Annotated in this window: 9 protein-coding genes; 7 read left to right on the top strand and 2 right to left on the bottom strand. The window is 72.5% G+C overall.

Going from position 1 to position 8,743, the window contains the following annotated elements:
- Positions 1-32 precede the first annotated feature (32 nt).
- Together kdpB and kdpC are read left to right on the top strand one after the other, a co-directional pair.
- Positions 33-2,084: a potassium-transporting ATPase subunit KdpB gene (gene kdpB / locus DN069_RS04320; RefSeq protein ID WP_111499470.1), complete on the top strand. Its 2,052-nt coding sequence runs from the start codon at positions 33-35 to the stop codon at positions 2,082-2,084.
- A gap of 32 nt (positions 2,085-2,116) precedes the next feature.
- Positions 2,117-2,746: a potassium-transporting ATPase subunit KdpC gene (kdpC, locus tag DN069_RS04315; RefSeq protein WP_111499464.1), complete on the top strand. Its 630-nt coding sequence runs from the start codon at positions 2,117-2,119 to the stop codon at positions 2,744-2,746.
- Between the two features lie 7 nt (positions 2,747-2,753).
- Here kdpC and DN069_RS04310 read toward each other — a convergent pair whose 3' ends face one another.
- On the bottom strand, positions 2,754-3,998 hold the full coding sequence (locus tag DN069_RS04310) for an MFS transporter (RefSeq protein ID WP_111499463.1): 1,245 nt from the start codon (positions 3,996-3,998) through the stop codon (positions 2,754-2,756).
- Positions 3,999-4,086: 88 nt separating this feature from the next.
- Between DN069_RS04310 and DN069_RS04305 the strand changes: the two genes are divergently transcribed.
- The 4 genes from DN069_RS04305 (at position 4,087) to DN069_RS04290 (ending at position 6,857) form a co-directional block, all read left to right on the top strand.
- Complete coding sequence (locus tag DN069_RS04305; protein WP_243638898.1) at positions 4,087-4,653, top strand: CGNR zinc finger domain-containing protein; 567 nt, start codon at positions 4,087-4,089, stop codon at positions 4,651-4,653.
- A 105-nt stretch (positions 4,654-4,758) separates the two neighbouring features.
- The gene (locus DN069_RS04300; RefSeq protein WP_111499462.1) at positions 4,759-5,412 is read left to right on the top strand and encodes a dihydrofolate reductase family protein; all 654 of its coding nucleotides are present in this window, start codon (positions 4,759-4,761) and stop codon (positions 5,410-5,412) included.
- On the top strand, positions 5,409-6,224 hold the full coding sequence (locus DN069_RS04295; protein WP_111499461.1) for an alpha/beta fold hydrolase: 816 nt from the start codon (positions 5,409-5,411) through the stop codon (positions 6,222-6,224). Before DN069_RS04300 ends, DN069_RS04295 begins: the two co-directional genes overlap by 4 nt.
- A gap of 27 nt (positions 6,225-6,251) precedes the next feature.
- Entirely contained in the window at positions 6,252-6,857 is a 606-nt protein-coding gene (locus tag DN069_RS04290) for a hypothetical protein (protein WP_111499460.1), read from the top strand.
- Here the strand turns inward: DN069_RS04290 and DN069_RS04285 are convergent.
- Positions 6,829-7,695: an oxidoreductase gene (locus tag DN069_RS04285; RefSeq protein ID WP_111499459.1), complete on the bottom strand. Its 867-nt coding sequence runs from the start codon at positions 7,693-7,695 to the stop codon at positions 6,829-6,831. The genes DN069_RS04290 and DN069_RS04285 overlap by 29 nt on opposite strands.
- 140 nt (positions 7,696-7,835) lie before the next feature.
- Here DN069_RS04285 and DN069_RS04280 point away from each other — a divergent pair, with 140 nt between their 5' ends.
- Entirely contained in the window at positions 7,836-8,696 is an 861-nt protein-coding gene (locus DN069_RS04280) for a helix-turn-helix transcriptional regulator (protein WP_111499458.1), read from the top strand.
- Positions 8,697-8,743 lie beyond the last annotated feature (47 nt).

The following is an 8,743-nucleotide window of genomic DNA, read 5'->3' as shown; positions in this document are numbered from 1 at the left end:
CGAACCGGCCCGAGCTCCCGGCCGAGCGTCGCATCGGCGGCGGCCTGCTCGACCCGAAGCAGCTGCTCAAGTCCTTCCCCGACGCGTGCAAGAAGCTCGACCCGCGCGTCATGTTCAAGAACCCGGTCATGTTCGTGGTCGAGGTCGGCTCCGTGCTGACCACGATCTCCGCGATCGAGAAGCCCAGCGTGTTCGCCTGGGTGATCACGGTCTGGCTGTGGCTGACGGTCGTCTTCGCCAACCTGGCCGAGGCGGTGGCCGAGGGCCGCGGCAAGGCGCAGGCCGACACGCTGCGCAAGACCCGCACCGACACCATGGCCCGTCGCGTCGTCGGCTCCTGGACGCCGGGTGCGACCGGAGTCTCCGAGGAGGAGGTCTCCGCGACGCAGCTGCGGCTCGGCGATCACGTGATTGTCGAGGCCGGCCAGGTGATCCCCGGTGACGGTGACGTCGTCGAGGGCGTCGCCTCGGTCGACGAGTCGGCGATCACGGGTGAGTCCGCGCCCGTGATCCGCGAGTCCGGCGGTGACCGCAGTGCCGTTACTGGTGGCACGAAGGTCCTGTCGGACCGGATCGTGGTGAAGATCACCTCGGAGCCGGGCAAGACCTTCATCGACCGCATGATCGCGCTGGTCGAGGGTGCGGCCCGGCAGAAGACGCCGAACGAGATCGCGCTGAACATCCTGCTCGCGTCGCTGACGATCGTCTTCCTGCTCGCGGTCGTCACGCTGCAGCCGATGGCGAAGTACGCGGGCGCCGAGCAGACGATCATCGTGCTGGATTCGCTGCTGGTCGCGCTGATCCCGACCACGATCGGCGCGCTGCTCTCCGCGATCGGCATCGCCGGCATGGACCGGCTGGTCCAGCGCAACGTGCTGGCCATGTCCGGCCGCGCCGTCGAGGCCGCGGGCGACGTCTCGACCCTGCTGCTGGACAAGACCGGCACCATCACCTTCGGCAACCGCCAGGCCGCCGAGTTCGTGCAGATCGGCGATGTCAGCGCGGACGCGCTGGCCGATGCCGCCCAACTCTCGTCCCTCGCGGACGAGACGCCCGAGGGCCGTTCCATCGTCGTGCTGGCCAAGGAGAAGTACGGTCTGCGCGAGCGGGCCCAGGGCGAGCTGGCCCACGCCACCTGGATCGAGTTCACCGCCCAGACCCGCATGTCCGGCGTCGACGTCGACGGCCACTCGATCCGCAAGGGCGCGGCCGCGGCCGTGGCCAACTGGGTCAAGGAGAACGGCGGTTCGACCGACAACGAGCTGGATGTCGCGGTCGGGCGGATCTCCAACCTGGGCGGGACCCCGCTCGTGGTGGCGGAGAAGCAGGGCAGCGCCCCGGCGCGCGTCCTCGGGGTCATCTACCTCAAGGATGTCGTCAAGCCGGGCATCAAGGAGCGCTTCGCGGAGATGCGCGCCATGGGCATCAAGACGGTCATGATCACGGGTGACAACCCGCTGACGGCCGCCGCGATCGCCGAGGAAGCCGGCGTGGACGACTACCTCGCGGAGGCGACTCCCGAGGACAAGATGGCGCTGATCAAGAAGGAGCAGGAGGGCGGCCGCCTGGTCGCCATGACCGGTGACGGCACCAACGACGCCCCCGCGCTCGCGCAGGCCGATGTCGGCGTGGCCATGAACACCGGTACCTCGGCCGCCAAGGAGGCCGGGAACATGGTGGACCTGGACTCCAACCCGACCAAGCTCATCGAGATCGTCGAGATCGGCAAGCAGTTGCTGATCACCCGAGGCGCGCTCACGACCTTCTCGATCGCCAACGACGTCGCGAAGTACTTCGCGATCATCCCCGCGATGTTCGCCGCGGTCTACCCGGGCCTGGGGCACCTCAACATCATGGCGCTGCACTCGCCGAAGTCCGCGATCACCTCGGCGATCATCTTCAACGCCCTGATCATCATCGGCCTGATCCCGCTCGCCCTGCGCGGCGTGCGCTACCGGCCCTCCTCGTCCCAGTCGCTGCTGCGCCGCAACCTCGGGCTCTACGGCATCGGCGGACTGATCCTGCCCTTCGTCGGGATCAAGCTGATCGACCTCATCGTCACGTACGTCCCCGGCCTGCACTGAGCAGCAGACGAGAAGAAGCGAAGTGAATCGTCATGGCTAAACCCCTTCCCACTGCGGTGCGGAACCACCTCACCGGTCTGCGCCTGCTGCTGCTCTTCACGGTGATCTGCGGCCTCGCCTACCCGCTGCTGATCACCGGCATCTCGCAGGTGGCCTTCTCCCAGCAGGCCAACGGCTCGCTGGTGAAGGACGCCCACGGCAACGTGGTCGGCTCCTCCCTGATCGGGCAGAACTTCACGATCGTCTCGAAGGACGGCAAGTCCCAGAGCCCCGATCCGAAGCTCTTCCAGTCCCGCCCCTCGGCGGCCGGCAGCCTCGGCTACGACCCGACCGCCTCGGCCGGCACCAACCTGGGCACCAACTCCGACGTGCTGGCGAGCAACTACACCCAGCTCAAGTCCGACATCGCCAAGTTCAACAACGTCGCACAGAGCCAGGTGCCGGCCGACGCGATCACCTCGTCGGGCTCCGGCCTGGACCCGGACATCAGCCCGGCCTACGCCCAGATCCAGGTGAACCGCGTCGCGAAGGCCCGCGGCCTGAGCGCCGACAAGGTCGAGGCGCTGGTCAAGCAGTACACCCAGGACCGCAACCTCGGCTTCCTCGGGGAGCCCCGGGTCAACGTCCTGGAGCTCAACCTCGCCCTGACCAAGCTCAGCTGAACAACAGTCAGGGCCGCTGAACCGATTCGGCCGCGCGGCGCCTCCCCGCTCCGCGCGGCCGAATCTCCGGTCGGGACGCTCGGCGGATCCCGGCGTGGAGCGCGGCGGCCGCGAGCTGCAGCACGGCGATCGCGGCGAGGTAGCGGCGCGCGGCGCCGGGGCTGTCCCAGCCGGCGAGGGCGGAGCCGAGGGCGGCCGCGGAGATCTTCAAGCCGGCGCCGAGGGTGAATACCTGCGGGCGCTGCTGCTGCGGCGCCTGCTCGGCGCGGACGCGGAGTGTCGCCGTCAGCACCAGGCCTTCGCAGGCACCGGCCGTGACGAAGCAGGCAGCGGCGGCGGGAAGGCCCGGTGCCATCGCGGCCGCCGCCAGGCCGCTGCCGGTGCCGAGCAGTCCGACCAGGGCCAGGCGTGGGGCCGTGACCCGGGACGGCATACGGGTGGTGACGAGCGTTCCGGCCAGGCCGCCGACGGCGAAGGCCGTCATCAGCAGGCCGCCCGCGGCGCGGTCCGCCGTGGCCAGGTGCTGCGCGAGCAGGACGCTGGTGGTGGTCAGCCCGCCGAGTCCGACGTACGCCAGCGTCGTCGCGGCGGTGACCGCGCGCAGTTCCGGTCGCTGCCAGACCGTCAGCGCCCCGTCGACCAGGTCGCGGTGCAGCTGTGGGCGGGAGGCATGCGCGGAATCCGTGCCGGCCGGCACCGGGAGGAGCGTGGTGAGCGCGGCGGCGCAGGCCGCCGCCGTCGACAGCAGGCCCAGGGCCAGGGCAGGGGAGAGTGCCGCGGAGACCAGCCCCGCGACGGCGGGTCCGGCCACGCCGGCGGCGTTGTAGCTCGCGGCGTCCCAGGCCGCGGCGCGGTCCCCGCCTGTCTCCGCGCCGGTCAGGCGGGGCAGCAGGCCGGAGAGCCCGCCTGAGACCGCCGGTCCGCAGCAGCCGCCCGCCGCCGCGAGGGCGAGGACGACGGGCAGAGGGACGCGACCGAAGGCCGGCCCCACCAGCGCGATCGCCAGCGCGAAGCCGCTCAGTGCCCCGGCGAAGAAGAGCCGTGGCCGGCGCGTCCGGGCGGCCAGCGCGCCGGTCAGCGGGGCCGCCAGCACGTGCGGCGCCATCCAGGCGGTCAGCACGAAGGCACCGCGCGACGCGTCGCCGGTGCGCTGCGCCGCGAGCATCACCACCGCCACGCCCACGCCCTCGTCGGCCAGGCGCGCGCAGAACGCCGTTGCCAGATAGCGCGGTAGTGCCGAGCGTCCCCTCATGGCCCCCACTCTCGCCGTAACGGGTTATTGAAAGAAGACGTTACAGTGGCAGAGTGGCGACACCGACCCCGGGGAGCAGGAGGCGGACGTGGGCCGAGGCGGTTTCCAGGCGGCCGAGCGGCTGATCGACCTCGCCAACGCGGTGCGGTCGCAACCGAACCTGCCGCGCAGCACCGCGGTACGTCTCCTCGGCCGGCACGGCGAGCGTGCCGAGGACCTGACGCAGGCGACCCTCACCGACGAGGACCTGCGGGGCCTGCGGGACGCGGCGTTGCGCATGGGCGGGATCCTCGCCGAGTCCGACACGGACCGTGCCGCCCTCGCCCTCAACGTCCTGCTGGCCGAGCACGCCGGCGCTCCCCGGCTGTCCCGCCACGAGGGCCACCCCTGGCACCTCCACGTCGACCGCGGCGACGACGCCTCGTGGGCGGAGTGGTTCCTGGCCTCCAGCGCCCTGGCCCTCGCCCGGATCCTGACCGAGCACGGCCGCGCCACCTGGGGCGAGTGCGCCGCCGCCAACTGCCGCACGCTGTACCTCGGCACCGGGCCGGGCAGTCCCCGGCGGTACTGCTCGACCACCTGCGCGTCCCGCGCGCGGGTCGCCGACCACCGGCGCCGCAGGGCGGAGGCCGAGGCCGAGCCGGATCGCCCGTAGGACGGACCCCAGGTCCGACGCGCCCCACCCCGGGCCGTTGGTCCGACCACTTGTCAGTGCCCGGGTCTAGGCTCGGTGCACAGCCAATCGACGGGAGGCCGTGCCATGTCGCGGGTCCGGGTCCACAACTTCTCCGTCTCGCTCGACGGCTACGCCACCGGCGAGGGCCAGAGCTTCGAGGCGCCCTTCGGGCATGCCGGAACCCGGCTGCACGAGTGGTTCTTCGGGACGCGCACCTTCCGCGCCATGCAGGGTGCGGGGGGTGGCAGCGAGGGGGTCGACGAGGCCTTCGCCGGCCGCTGGGGCGACGGCATCGGCGCGGAGATCATGGGGCGTGGCAAGTTCGGGCCGCAGCACGGGCCATGGGCTGATCACGAGTGGAACGGCTGGTGGGGCGAGAACCCTCCGTTCCACACGCCGGTCTTCGTGATGACGCACCATCCGCGCCCGTCGGTGGAGATGGCCGGCGGCACGACCTTCCACTTCGTCGACGCCTCGCCGAAGGAGGCGTTGCGCCAGGCGCGCGAGGCGGCCGGCGGGTTGGACGTCCGCATCGGCGGTGGCCCGACGACGGTCCGGGCCTTCCTCGCCGAGGATCTGGTGGACCACCTGCACGTGGTCCTCGTCCCCATCGTGCTCGGCCGCGGCGAACGGCTGTGGGACGGCCTGGAGGAGCTGGAGAGCCGCTTCGACATCGAGTCCGTGACGACGCCCAGCGGGGTCACCCACCTCACCTTCACCCGGCGGACGCGCTCGTGACCGCGCACATCATCTCCCGCGACGGCACCACGCTCGCCGTCGACACCGCGGGGCACGGCGCGCCGGTGGTGCTGATCGGTGGGGCGTTCAACGACCGCTCCACCGTCGCGGCCCTCGGCGCGGAGCTCGCGCCGCACTTCACCGTCGTCAGCTACGACCGGCGGGGGCGCGGCGCCAGCGACGACCGCGGCAAGGACTACCGGATCGCCGACGAGCTGGACGACCTCGCCACCATCCTCGCCCACACGCCCGGCGGCCGGGCGTCCCTCTTCGGCCACTCCTCGGGCGCGGTGCTCGCCCTGGAGGCGGCCGCCCACGGCCTGTCCGTCGACCGGCTCGCCGTCTACGAGCCCTCCTTCGCGGCGGACGAGAACCTGCCCCGGCCGGAGGCCGAGGTCTACGACCGCCTCAAAGCCCTCGTCGCCTCGGGGGACGCCGACGGCGCCGCCGAGCTCTTCCTGGTCGAGCTCACCGGCACGCCGCGCGAGGCCGTCGCCGGCATGCGCCAGAGCGAGGCCTGGTCGTTCCTCATCGAGCGGGCCCCGAGCCTGCCCTGGGACGTGCTGCTCAGCGAGCCCTGGCGGCTGCTGCCGCCGGAACGCGTCTCCGGGATCCGCGTCCCCACCCTCGCCGTCTACGGCGACCGCACCTCGCCCTGGCTCTCCGCAGCCGCCCGCGCGGTCGGCCGCCTCGTCCCGGACGCGGAACTGCACGTCCTGCCCGGCGAGGACCACTCCGTGCTGCAGCACCCGCAGACGCTGGCCCCGCTCCTCGTCAAGTTCTTCGAGGGCGGCTCCGGCCCCGTCCGCTGATCCGGGGGAGAGGGGCGAGGAGGCGTGATGACGGCGTGGGGGATCGGGTTGGGCGACGCGCGCCACGAGCGGCTGGCCGAGGCCCTGCGGCGCTACGGCCTGTGGGACCACCTCACTCCCGAGCAGCGCCGCGCGGCGGCGTCCGACGTGGCGCGCGGGCAGTACCCGTTCGACTTCGAGCTGCTGTACCAGCAGGTCGAGTTCTTCGCCGACGGGGAGACCCTCGCCGAGGGCGGCGTCGAGCGGTTCCTGCGGGAGATCGCCCCGGTCGTCGAGCGCCACGGGGTGCGCCTGTCCGTGGAGTCCGTGCCGACCGACGAGAGCGAGTACGCCGTCTTGATCAACGGAGTGCGCCTGACGGTTCGGCAGGACGCGGAGGCCGCCGAGCCCGACCCCTGGACCCAGGCGACCGTCCGGCCGCTCGCGGTGCTGAACGACCTCCTCGCCGCAGCCGGCGCCAGCCCGGTCCGGGCCCACGTCCTCTACCCCGGCGGCAACGACACGCTGCTGTTGCTCCTCGACCCGCGGGCCGTGGCCGCGATGCGCGCCTCGGGTCTCTTCCCCGAGCACGAGCTCCCGGCCCTGGCCGTCACGCTGCCGTCGGTCAACCGCCCAGCGCGTCCAGCTCGGTGAGCACCTCGGCGGGCAGCTGGAGGGCGGCGCCGGCGAGGTTCTCGTGCAGGTGGGCGACCGAGGACGTGCCCGGAATGAGCAGCACGTTCGGCGAGCGGTGCAGCAGCCAGGCCAGGGCCACCGACAGCGGCGTGGCCTCCAGCTGCTTGGCCACCCGGTCGAGGGTCTCCGACTGGAGCGAGGAGAAGCCGCCCAGGGGGAAGTACGGCACGTAGGCGATCCCCTGACGGGCCGTACTGTCCATCAGCTCGTCGTCCTGGCGGTTGGCGATGTTGTAGAAGTTCTGCACGCACACCACGGGAGCGATCGCCTGCGCCTCGGCCAGCTGCTCCGCGTTCACCGTGCTCAACCCCAGATGCCGGATCAGCCCCAGCTCGCGCAGCTCCGCGAGCGCACCGAACTGCTCGGCGATCGAGCCCGCTTCGGGAGAGTCGAAGCCGCCGACCCGGAGGTTGACCACGTCGAGCGTGTCGAGGCCGAGCCGGCCGAGGTTGTCGTGCACCTGCCGCACGAGCTCGGCGGGGGTGCGAGCGTGCGGCCAGTTGCCCTGGTCGTCGCGGCGGGCGCCGACCTTGGTGACGAGATGCAGGTCCTCCGGATAGGGGGCGAGCGCCTCGCGGATGATCTCGTTGGTGACGTACGGGCCGTAGAAGTCGGCCGTGTCGATGTGGGTGACGCCCAGGTCGACGGCGGCGCGCAGCACGGCGACGGCGGCGTCGCGGTCCTTCGGCGGGCCGAAGACGCCCGGCCCGGCCAGCTGCATCGCGCCGTAGCCGAACCGGGTGAGGGTGAGGTCGCCCATGCGGTAGGTGCCGCCGGGGAGTTCACTGCCGGACATGCTGGATCCCTTCTCGCTCCCCGGAGTCTCCGGGGGCGCGGTCCACGCTACGCAGCCGTCGTCGCGACAGCCTGTGCCCTGCCCATCCTGGGGGTGACAGGACCAGGCACGGCCCAGCGCCGACTCGTAGCATCGACAGCATGAGCAGGCCGAACACACTCGGGGAGTACCTGCGGGCCCGTCGCGAGCTGACCGACCCCGCCACCGTGGGGCTGCCCGTCGTGGGTGTGCGCCGCACCCCGGGACTGCGGCGCGAGGAGGTCGCCACGCTGGCGGGCATCAGCGCCGACTACTACCTGCGACTCGAACAGGGCCGTGACCGCAACCCGTCACCGCAGGTGCTGGAGTCCCTGGCCCGCGTGCTGCGGCTGGACGCCCCCGCCACCCAGCACCTGCTGAGCCTGGCGACGGTGCGCAGCCCCCGCTCGCGGCGCAGGCCGCGCGGCGAGGTGGTGCCCGCCGGGATCCGGCAGCTGCTCGATGTGATCAACCTGCCGGCCTTCGTCGAGAGCCGGATCTTCGACGTGCTCGCCGCGAACCGGCTGGCCACCGCCGTGTCCGCGAGCATCCGGCCCGGCGGCAACCGGCTGCGCTCGGTCTTCCTCGATCCGGAGGTGCGGGAGGAGTGGCCGGACTGGGAGCAGGCCGCGCGCGGCCTGGTCGCCGGGTTCCGCGCGTCCGTCGGCAGCGACGTCGACGATCCCCGGATCGCCCAGCTCGTCGGCGAGCTGTCGCTGGCCAGCGACGCCTTCCGGCGGATCTGGGCCCGGCACGACGTGACCGCGCTGGCCGGCGGCACGATGCGGCTGGTGCATCCGCGCGTCGGGCTGCTGGAACTGCGCCGCGAGAAGCTGCCGCTCGCCGAGACCGACGGCCAGATCCTGGCGATCTACCACGCCGAGCCGGGCACGCCGACGGCACGCGCGCTCGCCGAGCTCGCCTCCCTCACTGCGAACGAGCCGGACGGCTCGGCGGCCGCAACCGGCACCGCCTCGGCCTGAAAGCCCCGAGCCCCGCGCCGACGCCCCCGGGTTCGGCGCCGCCGTGA

The organism is Streptacidiphilus pinicola (assembly GCF_003258295.1).
GTDB classification, from domain to species: domain Bacteria; phylum Actinomycetota; class Actinomycetes; order Streptomycetales; family Streptomycetaceae; genus Streptacidiphilus; species Streptacidiphilus pinicola.
This window is presented reverse-complemented; position numbering and strand designations above follow the sequence as displayed.

What these genes read in the sequence shown, in the direction of transcription:
- DN069_RS04310 (WP_111499463.1), bottom strand. Translation starts at nt 3,998, where the DNA reads ATGAGGGGACGCTCGGCACTACCGCGCTATCTGGCAACGGCGTTCTGC.
- kdpC (WP_111499464.1), top strand. Translation starts at nt 2,117, where the DNA reads ATGGCTAAACCCCTTCCCACTGCGGTGCGGAACCACCTCACCGGTCTG.
- DN069_RS04290 (WP_111499460.1), top strand. Translation starts at nt 6,252, where the DNA reads ATGACGGCGTGGGGGATCGGGTTGGGCGACGCGCGCCACGAGCGGCTG.
- DN069_RS04285 (WP_111499459.1), bottom strand. Translation starts at nt 7,695, where the DNA reads ATGTCCGGCAGTGAACTCCCCGGCGGCACCTACCGCATGGGCGACCTC.
- DN069_RS04280 (WP_111499458.1), top strand. Translation starts at nt 7,836, where the DNA reads ATGAGCAGGCCGAACACACTCGGGGAGTACCTGCGGGCCCGTCGCGAG.
- DN069_RS04300 (WP_111499462.1), top strand. Translation starts at nt 4,759, where the DNA reads ATGTCGCGGGTCCGGGTCCACAACTTCTCCGTCTCGCTCGACGGCTAC.